Raw genomic sequence first — 17,780 nt, 5'->3', positions numbered from 1 at the left:
TACATCTATAAAATTAGTCGATTTATGTCGAATAAAACTATGTAGTGATCATCTGACACAGAGGAGAAAAAACGATGACTAAAGCAAAACAAACAGTTCCGTGGTGGAACAGGTTTCTCAAGCAGTTTTATTTAATGAGGACAAAATTAATAATATCTTTTTTGGCTGTGTTATTGATTCCAAGCGTACTTATTGGATACTTTTCTTACCAGGGGGCCACGACACAGCTCAGTCAGCAGATGGCTGCTTCCGTAAACACGAATCTGTATCTGATCCGAAGCAATGTTAATCAGTATGTAGCACCGATTATAAAAGACGTAGACGTGCTTACCAGTGAGATCGAATCTGATTCCATTGGTTCCAACCAAGAAGCACTTCAGAAAAAGTTGGACGTCATCGTCAAAGCTCATCCTGAGTTAGATGCCGCGCTCCTTGGCAATATGGAAGGACAATATATCCGTTCTCCGATAAAAAAGGAGGCTGATTATGATCCTAGGGAGAGAAAATGGTACAAAAACGCAATGCTACATAAGGGCAAGGTATTCGTCGGCGTTCCAGTTGCCAGCGTTACGACAGGGAACTTAGTGGTTAATGTATCGGCAACGCTCAAGGACGGTGAAGGAGCTGTTGCATTGGCTTTGAATCTGGACAAGATGGGTGAAAGTCTCCAATCTGTGAAGATAGGTGAACGCGGAGGACTCATCATTGTTGATTCTGATCATAAAGTTGTATCTGGGACTGGAACAGCCTTTACCAAGACAGGCAAAAAACCGGCTGACACCATGGAGGGACTTCCCGAAGTGGCGGCAACCGGAGAAAATGATACTCCTTCCGTGTCGCAAATTCAATTTATGAATCGGGATGTACTGGCCTTTACACTTAAGGACCCTCTCACTGGCTGGAACATTGTTGCACTATCGGATCTGGAGGATTACAGTGATGCAGCCCAACCGATTCTGAAGCAAAGCCTGATTGTAATTGTTATTTCCATACTGGCCGCTGCGATCATCATAGTGCTTATGGTCCGCTCATTCCTGATCCCACTCAAAAAGCTGCAAGCAGGAACACGGATCGTCCGGGATGGAAATCTGACCGAACGTGTTAACCTGTCTAGAAAGGACGAGTTCGGCGAGCTGGCACAGAATTTTGACCAGATGACGCATTCCTTGCACTCGATGGTTTCCGAGGTCAACCAAACCTCCTCCCGACTTGCTTCCTCTTCCCTGATAATCAAGGAGAGCACAGAGCAAACGACGGAGTCCGTACAACACGTAGCGGAAACAGTTATGGAATCCGCGGAAAATGCAGTGACCAGCGCCGAGGCATCCGAGCAAACCGCCAATGCTGTTGAAGAAATGGCGAAGGGTGTCAGCACGATTGCCGAATCGGCAAGCTCCATCGTGGATTCAGCAGGACAAACCGAGCAGGACGTAGCTCAAGGCAGTCAAATGATCAGCCATGTGCGGACACAAATGGACCGCATTTTGGAAGCTGTAAGCCAAACGGCTAGCCTGATGGATGAGCTATCCCAGCTCTCGGACGATGCGAAGCAAATGAACGCGGCTATAGCTGCCATTGCCAAGCAAACTAATTTGTTGTCCCTGAACGCATCTATTGAAGCCTCCAGAGCAGGCGAAGCTGGGCGCGGATTTGCTGTAGTCGCTATAGAGGTACGCAAGCTGTCGGAACAGTCCAAGGAAAGCGCCGATTCCATCAGTCAGATCATTACGCAAATGCTCGATTTGATTCAGCGCTCTACCGCCACGATGAACGGTAATGTTCGTAATCAGGTAGGTGAAGGATTACGAATCAGCCAAGATGCAGAAGGTGCTTTTACGAATATTGAACGCTCTACTTCTCATATCGTGGAACAAATTCAAAGTGTGTCCGCTGCTGCTGAACAAATCTCTGCCAGTACAGAGGAAGTTTCAGCCACTGTCACCCATTTGGCAAGCCTATCCCGCAATTCGGCGGACAGTTCGCAGACAACCTCTGCTGCCGCTCAAGAGCAAATGGCAGCCATGGAGGAAATCGCCTCTTCCTCACAGGAGTTGTCCAACATGGCACAGGACCTGCAAGAGCTTGTTAAGCGATTTAAGATTTAGCTTCCACAGCTATTATTGAAATTTCACCAACGAAAGCTCAACAGCACTGCATCTGTTTAGTAACAAAAGCCTTCGCCCGCATAGAAAATACGGGCGAAGGCTTTTTCGTTGATTCCTTTAGACGATGCCTCGTACTTACCTATATGCTCATCTGCCCCGTTAACTGGCGGCGTCTATGCCCTTCTGGATCATGTTCCACCATAATATCCTGATGAAAAATGGCTGTAGCTCGCTGTTGCCTGTCGTACATCGGCCATGCTCTCTCAGGTAGCATAGGCTCCCCATCACGTGCAAAAGCAACCCATGCCTGCTGCATATCATGAGCAAGCTTCTCCATAGAAGGTTGAATCTCTAATCCCAGCTTACCCAGCAGCTTCAGATTATCGAAAACAAAAGCAATTTCTGCACCGTGAACCGCTTGTCCAAAGGTAGGATGGCCCGGCAGTGTCCAATCAAAACGGTACATCCATACCGATGCATACACCGACTGTGCAGCGGCAAGAGCCAACGCGGGACGCCAAAAAATGAGATCGGTCAACATTTGTGCCTGTCCCTCAATAGTAACTGGAAAAGGTTCTATCAGGTCGCCAATGTCGGACATACCTGTCATCATTTCCAATGCCTGACGTGCTGTTAGCTTGTTCATCAGATGGGATTCTTTGCGGATAAAATAGTTCCCTTCATGCAAGTTCGTTCCAATCATAACAGATACCTGTTTTGCTGAACCTTGGGCGATTGCAGACAGGGGTAGATCCGGCAAGGTCACCCCGTCTACAACGGGTTGATAAATCATCGCCATTCCTGGTCCGATGACTTCATGTGTTTTGGCCATAGCGAGCATCAGCGCTTCCGTCGGCAGCGTAAACAATCGCTCAGGATGCTGAGTGTCCACACCCAGTTGCTGCAAATACACAGCCGTCACTTGCTCTGCCTGTGCAGTTGGCAACACCTGCGATGCTCCACTTTGCAAAATTGCACGCTGGAACAGCCCCTCAGCGGCTGGCATCGCCAATAGAGCGGCAATACTCATCGCGCCTGCCGATTCACCGAACACCGTTACTTCGTCCGGGTTGCCGCCAAAGGCAGAAATATGATCCCGAACCCATTCCAGCGCAGCGATTTGATCCAACAGTCCGGCATTTGAGGTCAGCCCATTCCCCTTTGGAGTCAAATGCAAAAATCCTAACGGTCCTAACCGATAGTTGATCGTAACTACAACAACATTGCCATTCTTCGCCATGCGTTCCCCGTCATATAAAGGTATAATCCCAGACCCGGTGACAAAGGCACCGCCATGAATCCACACCAGCACCGGACGTCCCTTCTCAGGAGCCTTCGAAGCCGGTGTCCAAATGTTCAGATACAAGCAATCCTCGGACTGCTGCGGCGGTTCCACCAGATTTCCGGTCATACTTTCAGCGGAGGGCATGGGTTGCGGACAGATGGGTCCGAAACTCGTCGCAGCCCGTACACCCTCCCAAGGCTCCAAAGGCTGTGGTCCGTGAAAACGAAGTTTTCCAACAGGAGGCTGCGCATATGGAATACCTTTCCACACATGATATCCATTCCCCGTTTCTCCACGTAATTGACCTAGACGAGTATGTACTGTATTACTCTCCATCATGAACCCTCCTTTATTTTGTATGTTCAACATAACGGTATACTATCAATCTTTACATATCTCTATTATACCCTTTGCGCAGGACCAAACCAAAAAATACCGGAAGCGCTTTTGCGCTCCGGCATTTTGTAGACAGAATGAGTGGATCTTGCTTAATCCTGAACCTCTTCTTTCGGAATCAGCTTGTAAATTTCTTCGCTTTCCATCGAATCAATCAATCGGTCTAGCCACTTGTAATAAGCCACGGCCTGCTTCATTTTCATACGGTCTTGCTGAAGAATGGTCTTAAATTCCTCGTATTCTTCACCCTGCGCCATCAATTTGTCCAGTTCGTCAATGGCTTTGCGCAGTACGAGTAAATTTGTTTCTACTGCTTTTCTCCATTTAATAGCGAAGAAGTCAGTAAAAGTTTGGTACCAGTCATATTCGACTTCATACAAGTCCTTGCGTGAGCCTTTGCTCCATACCTTGTTCACCATTTTCAGATCCAACAACGTTCGAACTCCTGTACTCATGCTCGTTTTGCTCATTTCCATTTCACGGCCCATCTCGTCCAGTGTCATCGGTTTATCCGCAAAAAAAAGCAAACCGTACAAATGCCCCGCAGACAGAGTGATCCCATATAGGTCCATGTTTTTACCTATAGCTTCTATGACACGTTTGCGAATTTTTTGCAGCGACGCCTGCTGCTCATCACCTAACTGGTACAAGCTCATGCTTGCAACCTCCTAATTTTAGAGCATTTTGCACAACCTAGTATGAACGACTTACCCGTAAAGGATTAGCTTTGACGCAATATATGAAATCTTTCAATACTGAATGAAATGTTTCAAAAGCAAAGCTTCTGTCTATATTACAACAGCATGATCGTTCAAAATCATAATTCGCAAAATTGCTAATGATAGTAAACTTTTAAAATTATGGATATACATAAATCTTTTTGTTATGGTCATATTTCATTGTCTATTTTAAAAAAAGCACTATCGGTTGTAAAGTTCCGAATGTTTGAGCATTCTAAAGAACGAAGGAGCATATCGAAGGAAAGTTTGTACAGTTTTTTCTGTACGTACTTTACGAACAGTTTTTTTGTTTGAAATGTAAGTGATGCTTCTGTTACAATTAATTTTGTCATTAACCGTTCAGGATGTACAGAATTATGATTTTTATACTCAATCCATCATGCAACATGGGGTTAATACCAAGCAAAGTATAGAAAGAAGAGGTGTATGTATGACGATTTTGGAAGTCAAAAATGTCAGCAAACTCTTTGGTCCTCACGCAGAGCAAGGTGTTCCGCTCCTGGAGCAAGGCTGGGGCAAAGAAAAGCTGGCCAAAGAAAAACAGATTACTGTTGGTGTTAACAAGGCCAACATGCAAATTAAGCAAGGTGAAATTTTCGTAATTATGGGGTTATCAGGTAGCGGCAAGTCCACTTTGGTGCGAATGCTAAATCGCTTGATTGAGCCTACCTCCGGTGAAATTCTGGTCCACGGCAAAGATCTCCGTAAGATGAACAAAGAACAACTCCGCGAGGTTCGTCGTAAAACCATCAGCATGGTTTTTCAAAAGTTCGCCCTGTTCCCACATCGAACTGTATTGGAAAATGTAGAATACGGTCTTGAAATTCAAAAGGTAGATAAAGCACAACGCCAGGAAAAGGCACAAACAGCGCTGGAACTGGTTGGTCTTAAAAACTGGGGCGATAAAATGCCCGATGAGCTGAGTGGCGGTATGCAGCAGCGTGTCGGCCTGGCACGGGCACTGGCAAATGACCCTGAAGTTCTCCTGATGGATGAAGCATTCAGCGCATTGGACCCTCTCATTCGCCGTGACATGCAAGATGAGCTGCTGGAGCTTCAAGATAAAATGAAGAAAACGATTGTCTTTATCACCCATGATCTGGATGAAGCGCTGCGGATTGGTGACCGGATTGCATTGATGCGGGACGGAGTGGTCGTACAAATTGGTACACCGGAAGAAATTATGATCCAACCAGCTAACTCTTATGTAGCCCGCTTCGTCGAGGATGTGGATCTGTCCAAAGTATTGACGGCTGCTCATGTCATGCTTCGTCCAGAAACCATCACTATGGACCGCGGTCCGCGTGTAGCTCTGGAATTGATGCGGGAGCGTGGGATTTCCAATCTATTCGTCATTGACCGCACCAAAAAGCTACTGGGTGTTATTAATGCCGAGGATGCTGTTCATGCACTGCGCAACAATTTGAAGATTGAAGATATTTTGATCACGGACGGACCGCAGGTTCCTGCTGAAACTGTCATTAATGATTTGTTTGAAATTACAAGCTCGTCCAAGGTGCCACTGGCTGTCGTCGATGACAAGCAGAAATTGCTGGGCGTTATCGTCCGTGGAGCTTTACTGGGTGCACTAAGTGGAGATGTACCTACTACAAAGGAGGTGAATGCCCATGATACCGAAACTGCCAATCGCTGAGTGGATTCAATCCATTGTAGACTGGATGGGTATTCATCTGGCTGGATTGTTTAATGTTATTTCTTCGGTAATTGAAGCGGTAGTAGGCTTTTTCTCTGGCTTGTTCATGCTTCCGCACCCTCTGGTGTTCATCGTGATCATCGGGATTATCGCCTTTATGATCGGGCGGGTGCAGCTTACACTGTTCACTGTCATCGGCTTCCTGCTGATTGATAATCTCGGCTATTGGAGTGAAACGATGAACACGCTCGGACTGGTCATCACGTCTGCGCTTGTATCCATTGTTATCGGGATTCCGATCGGAATCTGGTGTGCATACAGTAAATCAGCATCACGCATTATCACGCCTTTACTTGATTTTATGCAGACGATGCCAGCGTTCGTGTACTTGCTCCCGGCGGTTACCTTTTTCAGCTTGGGTGTTGTACCAGGTGTTATCGCCTCTGTAATCTTTGCGATTCCCCCAACCATTCGCATGACCAACCTGGGGATTATGCAAGTATCGGATGAACTTATTGAAGCCTCTGATGCTTTTGGTTCAACATCGGCGCAAAAGCTGTTTAAAGTACAGCTGCCACTGGCATTGCCTACCTTAATGGCTGGTATTAATCAGACGATTATGCTGTCACTGTCCATGGTTGTTATTGCTTCCATGATCGGTGCGGAAGGTATCGGTGCGGTTGTGTATCGTGCTGTGACCCAGCTGCAAATTGGTAAAGGCTTTGAAGCCGGCTTGGCAGTGGTCGTTCTGGCTATTGTACTTGACCGCTTTACACAAAATCTGTTCAAACCGACAAAAAAAAGCAAAAGTCGTGTATCCAGCAAGCAAAAAGTATGGATCACCTCTGCAGTTACAGCGGTTATTCTGATCGCTGGCGCATCTCAATATTTTGTTGGAACAGATCATTCCGCTGCTGGTAAAGGTAGTGCTGCTGCCAATCCGATTGGCGCAGAGGTTGATTATAAAATTATTGGTATTGATGCCGGGGCAGGCATTATGAAGTCGACGGCTAAAGCAATTCAAGACTACAACTTGTCTGATTGGAAGCTAGTTGAGGGTTCCGGTGCGGCCATGACGGCCACATTGGACAAAGCCATCAAAGCGAAAAAACCGATCATTATTACCGGTTGGACTCCTCACTGGATGTTCAACAAGTATGATCTCAAATATTTGGAAGACCCTAAAAAGTCTTATGGTGAAGCTGAGGGTATTCATACGATTGCCCGTAAAGGTTTGCAGCAGGACGCTCCTACTGCTTATGAGTTTCTAAAACGTTTCAAATGGACAGCTGAAGATATGGGTGAAATGATGGTTGCTATCCAAGAAGGGACCAGCCCTGAGCAAGCTGCCAAGGATTGGGCGGAGAAACATGCCGACAAGGTTCAGGAATGGACTCAAGGACTGCAACCTGTCAATGGCGATACCTTCAAGCTAAGCTATGTAGCTTGGGATTCGGAAATTGCGAGTACAAATTTGCTGAAATATATTATGGAAAATAATCTGGGTTACAAAGTAACCGCACTGCAAGTTGAAGCAGGTCCTATGTGGACGGGTGTCGCTAGTGGCGATGTAGATGCCTCACCGGCTGCATGGCTGCCGTTAACGCATGCGGATTACTGGGCTAAATACAAAGATAAACTCGACGACCTAGGTGCAAATATGACTGGTGTTAAAACTGGGTTGGTCGTTCCAGCTTACATGAATGTTAAATCAATTACTGAGTTGCAGGGGAACGGAGCCGAAGCGGCTCCAGCCTCCGCCGCTACTGGGGACTTTGGCAAGGAGGTCGGCTACCGCATTGTCGGTACCGACCCTGGTGCCGGACTGATGAAGCTGACTGCAAAAGCTATCAGTGACTATGGATTGTCCGACTGGAAACTGCTTGAAAGCTCTGGAGCTGCAATGACCGCTACACTGGATAAAGCTATCAAAGCCAAGCAGCCTATCGTTATAACCGGTTGGACTCCTCACTGGATGTTTAACAAGTATGATTTGAAATACTTAAAAGATCCTAAAAAGGCTTATGGTGATAAAGAAGAAATTCATACCATTGCCCGCAAAGGGTTGAAACAGGGTGCTCCTGTGGCTTATGAATTTCTAAGCCGTTTCAAGTGGACTGCTGAAGATATGGGTGAAGTGATGATCGCAATTCAAGATGGTACTCCCCCACAGCAGGCTGCCAAGAACTGGGCTGATAAGCATCCTGATAAAGTACAGGAATGGATCAAGGGTTTGCAGCCCGTCAATGGAAATCCTTTGAAGCTGAGCTACGCTGCTTGGGATTCGGAAATTGCCAGTACGAACGTATTGAAATATGTATTAGAACAAAAATTGGGCTATAAAGTAACCGCGCTGCAAGTGGAAATCGGCCCAATGTGGACAGGCGTGGCTGGCGGAAGTGTAGATGCTACCGCAGCCGCTTGGCTTCCATTGACGCATGCTGATTATTGGGCTCAGTACAAGGATAAAGTAGATGACATCGGAACCAGCATGACTGGCGTTATGTCCGGACTTGTCGTTCCATCCTATGTACCCATTGATTCTATTGAGGATCTCAAAACGCAATAATACTTCACTTTTAAACCATACTAATAAATAAAAGGCAGATCAGGACTACTCCCGATCTGCCTTTTTGATATCCAAATTTAAAATTGCTCTCAGCCTTTGATTGTGAACCCTTCTTGAGCGGGCACATCGGCATACTGTGCTGTCGTCTGATGTTGTCTAAAGAATAACGGATAGATCACGAAGGCCACCAGCAGACTCACACAACCAATGACGCCCAGAGCAATCAAATCCTTAAAGATGTATGTGATATCCAGACCCTTGAGCGTAATGTTCCGTACTGCGTCCAAATAATACGTCAGCGGCAATATTTCAGCAAGCCCTCGCAAGAAGCCGGGCATTGCTTCTAATGGCCACGTATAACCTGACAGCATAAAGGAAGGAACAGCAATGAGCATCAGAGTTTGTGTTGCATCCACTCTGGTCTTGGAAAAGAGACTGAACAGGAACCCTAATCCACACAAAGCAAAGTTAAAGACCAGCGAAACCAAAATCAATGGCAGTACCTGTCCCCTAAACGGAATATCGAAGCATAAAGCGCTAATACTGAATACAGTCAGCACATTAAAAGCTCCCGCCGCATAATAGGGTGCTAGCTTGGCAATAGCCAAGCGCCAAGGGGTGTTTTTCCATGCGCCAAATCTTCCCCAAGTCCCAGCTTCCTTATCACGCGTGCAAGACAACGCAATACCTAGCAGCAAACACTGCTGGAGAGCCGCAGAAATAACCCCCAACGGCATGAAAAGCTTATAATCATATACCGGGTTAAATAGCACTCTGGATCGGAACGGGATGGTAGTCAGCGTCGAGGCGGCCTGATCGGCGTTCATTCCCTTTTGCTTCATGGAATTGAGCGATACTCCGGCACTCACGCTACTAATGACCTGATTGGCAATCCGACTGGCACTATTGGAATACATCATATTACTGCCGTCAATCAGCGTAAGCACAGGTGGATTTTCCCCATGCTTAAGCCGAGTGGTAAAGTTATCTGGAATGACAATTCCGACCTTGGCCTCCCCAGTCTCTACCTGGCGGACTACATCATCCTGATTGGTCACTTGCCGTGTAACGGCAAATGAATCAGTCGCGTCGAACGCCTGAATGATTTGGCGACTAAGCTGCGAATTATCTCCGTCATACACCGTAACAGGCATCTCGGTAATCCGCTGATGCGAATACAGGAAGCCGAACAGTATCGTATACACAATTGGCGTAATCAGCAGAATAGCCATAAAGCGGCGGTCCCGGAAGATACTCAGCCATTCCTCGCGAAACACATCGCGGATACGAAGTCTTTCCTGTGAACCCTGCATATTACTGCGCCCCTTTGCCTGTAAACAGAACCGTGGAGCCTGTTGGAACGGAAGCCGCAAGATCCGGTAATGCTACCTTCACACCAAAGGAACGGACATCCTTATCACCTGAGCTTTGGCTCGGTTTTTGAATGGCAAAGTCCGCAGCAGATTCTAACAGAATGACTTTGCCCTTCAGCTCCTTACCGCCTGACAGTAATTTAACTTGAACTGTATCCCCTGCTTGAAGACCGTTCAGAGACGTTTCTGGTACATAGAATTTAGCCCAACGCTGTGTGGATGTTTCAATTGTATAGACAGGAAATCCTGCGCTAGCCATCTCACCCAAGCTAAGCGACTTGGATTTTACGATCCCATCCTCAGGCGCACGCAGCGTAGTATAGCCCAAATAGGTCTGAGCCTCCTGAAGTGCAGCTTCCGCCTGGGCTACCTGTGCATTGGCACCTTCAACCGCAGATTGTGCCTGCTCTACCGTCGATTGCGCCGCCTTCACAGCGGATTGCGCTTGCTCTACCGAAGCCTGAGCAGCTTTGACATCTTCCTGTTGCACAGCCACTTTGCCCGCTCCTGCCTGTGCTTCCTTCACTGCAGCCAAGGCTTGACGGTATTGGGCTTCAGCCGCCGTAATTTCCTCCTTACGGCTTCCCTCCCGCGCCATATCCAATTTTTGCGACTCAGCATTATACTTGGCTACTGCCTGTTGATGTTCCAATGTCGCTTGATCCAGTGAGGCCTGAGTTGCTGCACCGGCTTCTTGAAGCTTTTTGGCACGCTCCAGATTTTTAACAGTCAGGTCCAGCGTTTCCTTCGCTACCTTCACAGATGCTTGCAATTGCTCAATCTCCTGCGGTCTTGCCCCGCTCTTGAGGGCATCCAGTTTCGCTTTGGCGGCGTTCGCAGCCGCTTGAGCCTGTTCTATCTGGCTGGAGGAAGCCTCAGCAGTCACACTGACCGCTGTCGTACCTTGACTCTTCTTGGCCTGAGCGGCGCTCACGGTAGCCTGTGCCTGGCCTACGCCTGCTTGAGCCTGCAATACGCTGGCTTTCGCTTTGGACACATTGCTCTTGGCTGCCAGCAAAGCAGCCTGTGCTTGCTTCACCTTATCTTCCAGCTCACGGCTTTCCAGATGGGCTATCACCTGCCCTTTTTTTACCTTGTCGCCCTCATTCACCAGCATCTGATCAATACGTCCCGCCATCTTAAAGCTGGCATTGAGCGTATCGGATTCTACATAAGCCGTAGGGATAGAAGAAGACTCATCTGCGGATAAGCTGCTGCTCCCTCGTGGGAAAGCAGTCAAAGCATAGATTCCTACAGCGATTAAAATAATAAGTATGATGTAAATCGCATATTTTTTGGCTTTCATGTTCTCATCACTCCACTTGTCTATTTAATGTTGCATACCCAGCGCGTTACATACAAATACTTCGGTACTTTCGCGAACTTCCTGCAGATTCATCGTTTCGCCCCATACCATCGACCGCATTGGAGTAAAAATGTAAATGCCGAATAAACAATTTGCAGTCGTTTTTGCATCCAGCTTACTCGAAATTTTTCCATAGAACTTGCCGGAATCAATCTCTGCCTCCATAAAATCAAAATAGTCTGCCAGCACCTGCCTAATATTAAAATGCTGTTCCTGCGAGACCCACCCCTTACTGACCAGTAGACGGCAAAAATCCGGCTCTCTTCCAATGAACTCAATATGTACTTGGATCAGCTTGCGAACCCTCACTTCTACCTGATCCATAGGAATTTGAGCCATCGCTTCATGGATATCCTGGACAAAACGTTCCATTCCCATCTTCAAAATGTAAATGTACAATTCTTGCTTGTTTTTAAAATTGTAGTACAGGGTTCCTTTAGCTATGCCACATACCTTGGCAATTTCCTCCATATTTGTATCATTAAATCCTCGTTCGGAAAAAGCCTTGAGTGCGCCGTTAAAAATAATTTCCTTCGTTTGCTGTTTCATGCTTCCTCCTTTTTTGAACTGACCGTCCAGTACAAAAATTATGTATTTATTATAAGCCCATTTTCAGTTATCCAGCAATAGGAAATGTGCAAAAATGGCCATTTTAGACACTTCGTCTAAACGATTATTCTAAATTAAAAATGCAAAAACGGATCGAAAAAGTGAGGGGGTCACTCATTCGATCCGTTATTTCATAAAATCGGCTAATAAGGAGGCACATCTACGAATTATCAGCCGATTTTAAGGGAGGGCCGACTATTTCTTCACCGTTTGATTGTATTGCGCGATTTTGCCTGTAATTTCTTGTGCAGCTTGATCCAGAGCCTGTTTTGGCTGTTGCTGGCCACTCAGAACAGCCTCAATCGCACCTTCGACGATCTGACGCGCTTCTGGGAATACGCCCATCACTGCGCCTTGTGTAGCAGTAGATTGTGCCGATGCATGCAATTGGTCAACAGCTGTCTGGAATTGCGGATATTTTACCATGTTATCTTTGAGTACCTTCTCGTCATAGGCCGCTTTCGTGATTGGGAAGTACCCAGTATTCACACTCCATTGTGCCTGTACTGCTGGGGAGGCGACGAATTTAATGAACTCCCATGCTGCCTTTTGCTGGGCTTCAGGTTTGTTGTTCATGATGTATAAGCTCGCGCCGCCTACAACTACGCCGCCTTCTTTTGCTTCATTGGCTCTTGGCAGAAACCCTGTGCCTACTTCGAATTTATCGCCAACCTGCTCCACAATATTACGCAGCGAAGCGGTAGAATCCAGCGTCATCGCAATTTGTCCTGCGGAAAAGGCTTTCGCTGTATCGTCCGAGTTACGTCCCAAATTGGATACGACCTTTTCATCGATCATTTTCTTCCACCATGTCAGCGTTTTTACACCGGCATCCGAATTCAGCAACGATTCCGTAGCTGCTTGCTCGCGTCCATTGCCATTATTCACATAGTCCGCGTTCTGATTGGCAAACAGTTGCTCCATAAACCAGCCGTAAATGGCAATGGATGCACCAGATTTACCATCCTTACTTAAGGCTTTGGCAGCTTTTTCGAATTCATCATACGTTTTCGGAGGATTAGCTGGGTCAAGTCCTGCGGCTTTGAAAGCATCCTTGTTGTAATACAAAATCGGGTTTGACGTATTGAACGGCATGGCGTTCAATTTGCCATCAATCGTGTAGTATCGTGTAATATTCGGTTCAAGCTGCGACAAATCGAACTTATCCGCATCAATAAACTGTTGTACAGGCGTGATCATTTTGGAGTCGATCATGAATTTACTGCCGATTTCGTATACTTGAATGATGTCTGGTCCGCTATTAGAACCAAGCGACGCTTTCAGCTTGTTCAAGCTGTCATCATATTTACCTTGATATACTGGCTCTACCTGAATGTCCTTATGACTAGCGTTAAAGTCAGCAGCAATCTGCTTGATCGCTTTTTCACCGTTGCCGGACATTGAATGCCACCAAGTCAGCTTTACAGGTGAAGTTGCTGCTGCCCCTGTATCATTACCATTACTCGGCTTCTCCGCCGCTGTATTGTTGCTACAGCCTGCTGCAACGACCATAGCAGTCAGAATAAGCAGGGTCAAAGCACTTTTCAAACGAAAAAATCTCATAATCTCTCTTCTCTCCCTTTGATTAAATGATTCTTGAATGAAATGTTTGTACTCTTGTGTGTTAAAGCTTTGTATATAGGCTGCTTGCGCAGGTGTTGCTGTCTTTTGCTTCTATAATTAGCCTTTAAGCGCACCCGCTGCCATTCCACGCACCAGCTGTTTTAATCCAAAGATCAGCAGGAGTAGAGACGGTAAAATGACAAGTGCCGTACCCGCAAACACCAGATTCCATGAAGTCGATTCCTGAAACTCCAGCATAGATATGCCGATCTGTACGGTACGCATATTCTCGCTATTTGTGACCAGTAAAGGCCAGAGATATGAATTGTACATGTTCAGGAACGAATACACAGCCAGTGTTCCGAGCGCAGGGCGCGATAACGGAAGCACATGAAACAGGAAATATCGAATATGACCGCACCCATCCATACGAGCAGCCTCGAACAGTTCCTTGGGAAGCTGGAGAAAAAATTGTCTTAACAGGAACGTTCCGAACGCCGTCGCTAGAAATGGAACCGTCAACCCTTGATATGTATCAAGCCAGTTCCAGCTTCGTACCGTCAGATAGTTGGGAATAATAGTAACTTCCCAAGGGATCATCATCGTCGCGACAAACATGCTAAAAATGAGGTTTTTTCCCTTGAATTCCATTTTGGCAAAGGCATAGGCCGCCAAGCTGGCTGTAATCAGTTGCCCGATCATTGTCAGACCCGAAATGAGAAAGGTGTTGCCGATAAAGGCTGCAATCGGAACGATTTCAAACACTTCAGAAAAATTGGCCATATGAAAGGAATGCGGGAAAAAGCTTGGTGGGTAAGCGCTCGCTTCCTCCGGTGACATGACCGCCATAAAAAATGTATAAATAACTGGGTACAAAATCAGAGCAGCTGCAATTGTAAGCAGCACATACAATAATGTTGAATTCAGGTGTTGTTTCATTGGTAATGCACCTTTCTTTCCACCCACTTAAACTGAATCATCGTAAGCAGCAAAATGACAGCAAACAAGACAATGGCCTGCGCACTCCCTGTTCCGAACCGGAAATTAACGAAAGCTTCCTGATAAATGGAATATACAAATACATTCGTACTGTTCACCGGACCACCTTTGGTCAAGATATTAATTTGAGCGAAAGACTGGAAGGCACCAATGATGGAAACTACGGTCACAAAAAAGATCGTCGGTGATAGCAGCGGCATAGAGATACGCCAGAACGTGACCAACGGTCCGGCTCCGTCCATTTTGGCACTTTCGTACATGTCATCTGGAATCCCTTGAAGTCCGCTTGATAAGATAATGTAATTGAAGCCAAGATTCATCCAGATGGTCATTATGGCTACGGAGAACAACGCCCAATCTGGGCTGGTCAACCATGGAACTGGATTGATATGTAATAGAGAAAGCACATAGTTGAACATCCCCAGTGTAGGATGGAAAAGGAATTTCCAAATGACCGCAGATGAACCCACCGATAACACCATCGGTAGCGAGAAGGCAAACTGGAAGATACGCATTCCACGTAATTTACTGTGTGTAAGGGCAGCGAGTACCAGCGCCAGTAAAATACCCACAGGTACCGTCAATAGTGCAAAAAGCAGCGTGACCTTAATCCCCTGTAGAAACTGACCTGAGCTGAACAGCATAGCAAAGTTATCTAACCCCACATAATCTGCAACGTTTCCTGCGGGATCTGTAGAATGCAAGCTGAGATAAACGGACTTTATCATCGGATAAAACATAAATACAGCAAACAAAATAAGCGATGGAGCCAAAAAGGTATACGCCAGCGCGTTTTCGCGCAGTCTTTGAATTTTTAGCGAACCCGTGCGTATGCGAGCTTTAGACGATGTCCGTTGCTGGCTCCTCGTCCCCAGTCCCAAAGATTTGTTAAGTTCACCCAAAACGGAACGCCCCTTTCTTTTCAAACCAACCTCAGTAAGTGTATCGTTTTGATGTAAAGGGAACATCAAGTGAACTGGAGTAAAATGTTAATGTTTTGACTCTTTGTAAAACCTGTCTTACTTGGGTATTTGCACAAGGGCACAGGCTCCTGCATACGATATATCATTATATGAGTATGGAGGTCAGAGGCGAATGTCGTACAACACCGTCAGTCCGCAAACCTTATATCAAGCTAGACCGGAATTCCAACAAGAACTCAAAAAAGTCCACGATCATTTGCATTATCAATTGAGTCCCTACATGAACCACACGGTTAGGGTACAAACGATGGATCATCAGGTATATGAAGGAACGATTGCGCATATTGATGCGGATCATTTGTATTTGAGAGTGCCTCAGCAGTATCACTCATCCTCCTTAGGAACCCCTACCCCTGATCGTTCCTATGCCTACAACAATGTCATTCTGCCGCTGGTGCTATTTAATTTGTTGGTTATAGTCCTGTTGAGCTAGCGCTCGATCCATGCAGTCTGTCTAACTAAAAGACAAAAAACCTCCAAATCCGTAAGGAGCCTACCCTTGGCACATTACGAAGTTGGAGGTTTTATTTATTTGTGTTCTTATAATCATTAGTTCTCACAGGAGATGCCTGCTTCCTGCTCTAGTATAGCTATAAAACGCTCTATACGTTCTTCATTCGGCAGGTGGCAGAACACCTCATTTACCCCCTGATTGATCAGTAGGATGCTCCCCTTAGTATCCGACAATTCCTTTTCCAGCTTAGCCAGCGAAATATGGTGATAATTAATGAATTTGATCCAAGGAATACCCATAGTGCAGGAATAAAAGATGATTCGTTGGGACGTTACTGCCAGCATTCCACAAAGCGGTATCTTCTCGGAGCTTTGCTGCAAATCATACGTACACCTAATAAAGGATCGGATGTGTTCGCCGGCTTCTAACGTCAGATTAATGGCTCGTAGCTCTTTTTCATCTGTTTTCATCCCGTCTCATCTCCTGTTCGAAGTTCAGGAACGAGTCGCAGCTCCATGACCTCAAATCAGCTTTTGCGGCTTGCCCCGTCGACCTCTTCCATTTTTCGTCAGAATAAGAACTGGACAATGACTGATCTCCACTGCACATTAAAACCAAGGATGGATATGTACAACTTAACATGGGCACAGGATGTTATCAACAAGCAAGCGAGCACTGTTATTGAGCAAAAATCAGCAATCTGTACCTTATACACTAGATAGTATTTTGGTGATTTATTTAGGTGATTGGTAATGTGAATTTCAGAAATGAGGAATGGTATACGCTTCTTCTTGGCAAGCTAATGTGAGAATACGTCAGAACGGAGAAGAAGCCTGATGAAATATAACCGTTTGCTATGCGCTGGAATCGCTATTTCTTTGCTGAGTATTAGTCCTTGTCCCATTCCATATACGAATGCACAAGACACATCATACGCCTCTCCCGCTCCTACAAAGGGAAGAGCCTATTACGAAGAACGGGGCGACATTGTATGGGAAGTTCCTACCCATCGTAAGCTTATCGCTCTCACATTCGATGACGGACCGGACGAAAGCAATACGCCTGCCATTCTTGATTTACTTCAGAAATATGATGCGAAAGCGACCTTTTTTGTCGTCGGCAGCCGCGTAGAAAAGCTGCCACACCTTGTAAAACGGGAACGAGAGGAAGGACATGAAGTTGGCAACCATACCTTCCTTCATTCATCCTTTCAATATATTTCCCGCAATAAAGCTCTGTCCGAATTGAATCAAGGTCAGGCCAGTATCGTTCAGGCAACTGGAGCAGGGACCCATCTATTTAGACCACCAGGCGGCTCCTATAACGATACACTGGTCAAGCTATCCAAAGAGAAGGGACTGAAAATTATTTTATGGTCCTGGCATCAGGACACCCTAGATTGGCGAAAGCCCGGTGTACACCGTATCGCTGATAAGGTGCTTCGCAATGCCCGTAACGGCGATATTGTCCTCATGCACGATTATGTACATCAAAGCACACAAACCGTTGAAGCTTTGAAGATTATTCTCCCTGAGCTCAAGAAAAGAGGTTATTCCTTCGTCACTGTATCTGAATTACTCTCTAATCGAGAAAAGCCGGATGGGCTGATTGAAGTGAATAAGTGAAAGAGCAAAATAACATGAACTAAACACAAATATTTCAAGAAGAATTAAAGTGGGCTCGC

Annotated in this window: 14 protein-coding genes; 5 read left to right on the top strand and 9 right to left on the bottom strand. The window is 46.1% G+C overall.

Annotated elements, in window-relative coordinates; genetic code table 11:
• Positions 1-74: 74 nt before the first annotated feature.
• Complete coding sequence (locus ACUC6J_RS06350) at positions 75-2,105, top strand: methyl-accepting chemotaxis protein (RefSeq protein WP_017426517.1); 2,031 nt, start codon at positions 75-77, stop codon at positions 2,103-2,105.
• Between the two features lie 139 nt (positions 2,106-2,244).
• Here the strand turns inward: ACUC6J_RS06350 and ACUC6J_RS06345 are convergent, their stop codons facing one another.
• On the bottom strand, positions 2,245-3,726 hold the full coding sequence (locus tag ACUC6J_RS06345) for a carboxylesterase/lipase family protein (protein ID WP_447249938.1): 1,482 nt from the start codon (positions 3,724-3,726) through the stop codon (positions 2,245-2,247).
• Positions 3,727-3,878: 152 nt separating this feature from the next.
• Positions 3,879-4,442 (bottom strand): GbsR/MarR family transcriptional regulator, encoded by a 564-nt coding sequence (locus ACUC6J_RS06340; protein ID WP_038978111.1) that lies wholly within the window; start codon positions 4,440-4,442, stop codon positions 3,879-3,881.
• A gap of 514 nt (positions 4,443-4,956) precedes the next feature.
• Between ACUC6J_RS06340 and ACUC6J_RS06335 the strand changes: the two genes are divergently transcribed.
• Together ACUC6J_RS06335 and ACUC6J_RS06330 are read left to right on the top strand one after the other, a co-directional pair.
• Complete coding sequence (locus ACUC6J_RS06335) at positions 4,957-6,180, top strand: quaternary amine ABC transporter ATP-binding protein (protein WP_017426515.1); 1,224 nt, start codon at positions 4,957-4,959, stop codon at positions 6,178-6,180.
• Positions 6,155-8,749, top strand: a complete 2,595-nt coding sequence (locus ACUC6J_RS06330; RefSeq protein ID WP_447249937.1) for a glycine betaine ABC transporter substrate-binding protein — start codon at positions 6,155-6,157, stop codon at positions 8,747-8,749. Before ACUC6J_RS06335 ends, ACUC6J_RS06330 begins: the two co-directional genes overlap by 26 nt.
• Positions 8,750-8,838: 89 nt before the next feature.
• Here the strand turns inward: ACUC6J_RS06330 and ACUC6J_RS06325 are convergent, their stop codons facing one another.
• From ACUC6J_RS06325 to ACUC6J_RS06300, 6 genes are all read right to left on the bottom strand, one after another.
• Positions 8,839-10,062, bottom strand: a complete 1,224-nt coding sequence (locus tag ACUC6J_RS06325) for an ABC transporter permease (RefSeq protein WP_447249936.1) — start codon at positions 10,060-10,062, stop codon at positions 8,839-8,841.
• A 1-nt stretch (position 10,063) separates the two neighbouring features.
• Positions 10,064-11,428: an HlyD family secretion protein gene (locus ACUC6J_RS06320; RefSeq protein WP_103042289.1), complete on the bottom strand. Its 1,365-nt coding sequence runs from the start codon at positions 11,426-11,428 to the stop codon at positions 10,064-10,066.
• A gap of 24 nt (positions 11,429-11,452) precedes the next feature.
• Positions 11,453-12,037 carry a TetR/AcrR family transcriptional regulator gene (locus ACUC6J_RS06315; protein ID WP_016821184.1) on the bottom strand — a complete coding sequence of 195 codons (585 nt, stop codon included), beginning with the start codon at positions 12,035-12,037 and terminating at the stop codon, positions 11,453-11,455.
• A 255-nt stretch (positions 12,038-12,292) separates the two neighbouring features.
• Positions 12,293-13,660: an ABC transporter substrate-binding protein gene (locus ACUC6J_RS06310; RefSeq protein ID WP_019686542.1), complete on the bottom strand. Its 1,368-nt coding sequence runs from the start codon at positions 13,658-13,660 to the stop codon at positions 12,293-12,295.
• Between the two features lie 117 nt (positions 13,661-13,777).
• The gene (locus ACUC6J_RS06305) at positions 13,778-14,599 is read right to left on the bottom strand and encodes a carbohydrate ABC transporter permease (RefSeq protein WP_090888011.1); all 822 of its coding nucleotides are present in this window, start codon (positions 14,597-14,599) and stop codon (positions 13,778-13,780) included.
• On the bottom strand, positions 14,596-15,561 hold the full coding sequence (locus ACUC6J_RS06300; protein WP_016821187.1) for a carbohydrate ABC transporter permease: 966 nt from the start codon (positions 15,559-15,561) through the stop codon (positions 14,596-14,598). Before ACUC6J_RS06300 ends, ACUC6J_RS06305 begins: the two co-directional genes overlap by 4 nt.
• Positions 15,562-15,754: 193 nt before the next feature.
• On the opposite strand from ACUC6J_RS06300, the gene ACUC6J_RS06295 reads away from it, so the two are divergent.
• The gene (locus ACUC6J_RS06295) at positions 15,755-16,075 is read left to right on the top strand and encodes a hypothetical protein (RefSeq protein ID WP_016821188.1); all 321 of its coding nucleotides are present in this window, start codon (positions 15,755-15,757) and stop codon (positions 16,073-16,075) included.
• A 116-nt stretch (positions 16,076-16,191) separates the two neighbouring features.
• Here ACUC6J_RS06295 and ACUC6J_RS06290 read toward each other — a convergent pair whose 3' ends face one another.
• Entirely contained in the window at positions 16,192-16,566 is a 375-nt protein-coding gene (locus ACUC6J_RS06290) for a hypothetical protein (RefSeq protein WP_257126788.1), read from the bottom strand.
• Positions 16,567-16,932: 366 nt separating this feature from the next.
• Between ACUC6J_RS06290 and ACUC6J_RS06285 the strand changes: the two genes are divergently transcribed.
• Entirely contained in the window at positions 16,933-17,721 is a 789-nt protein-coding gene (locus tag ACUC6J_RS06285) for a polysaccharide deacetylase family protein (protein ID WP_447249935.1), read from the top strand.
• Positions 17,722-17,780: the final 59 nt, after the last annotated feature.

The organism is Paenibacillus sp. JJ1683 (genome assembly GCF_053006485.1).
This window is presented reverse-complemented; position numbering and strand designations above follow the sequence as displayed.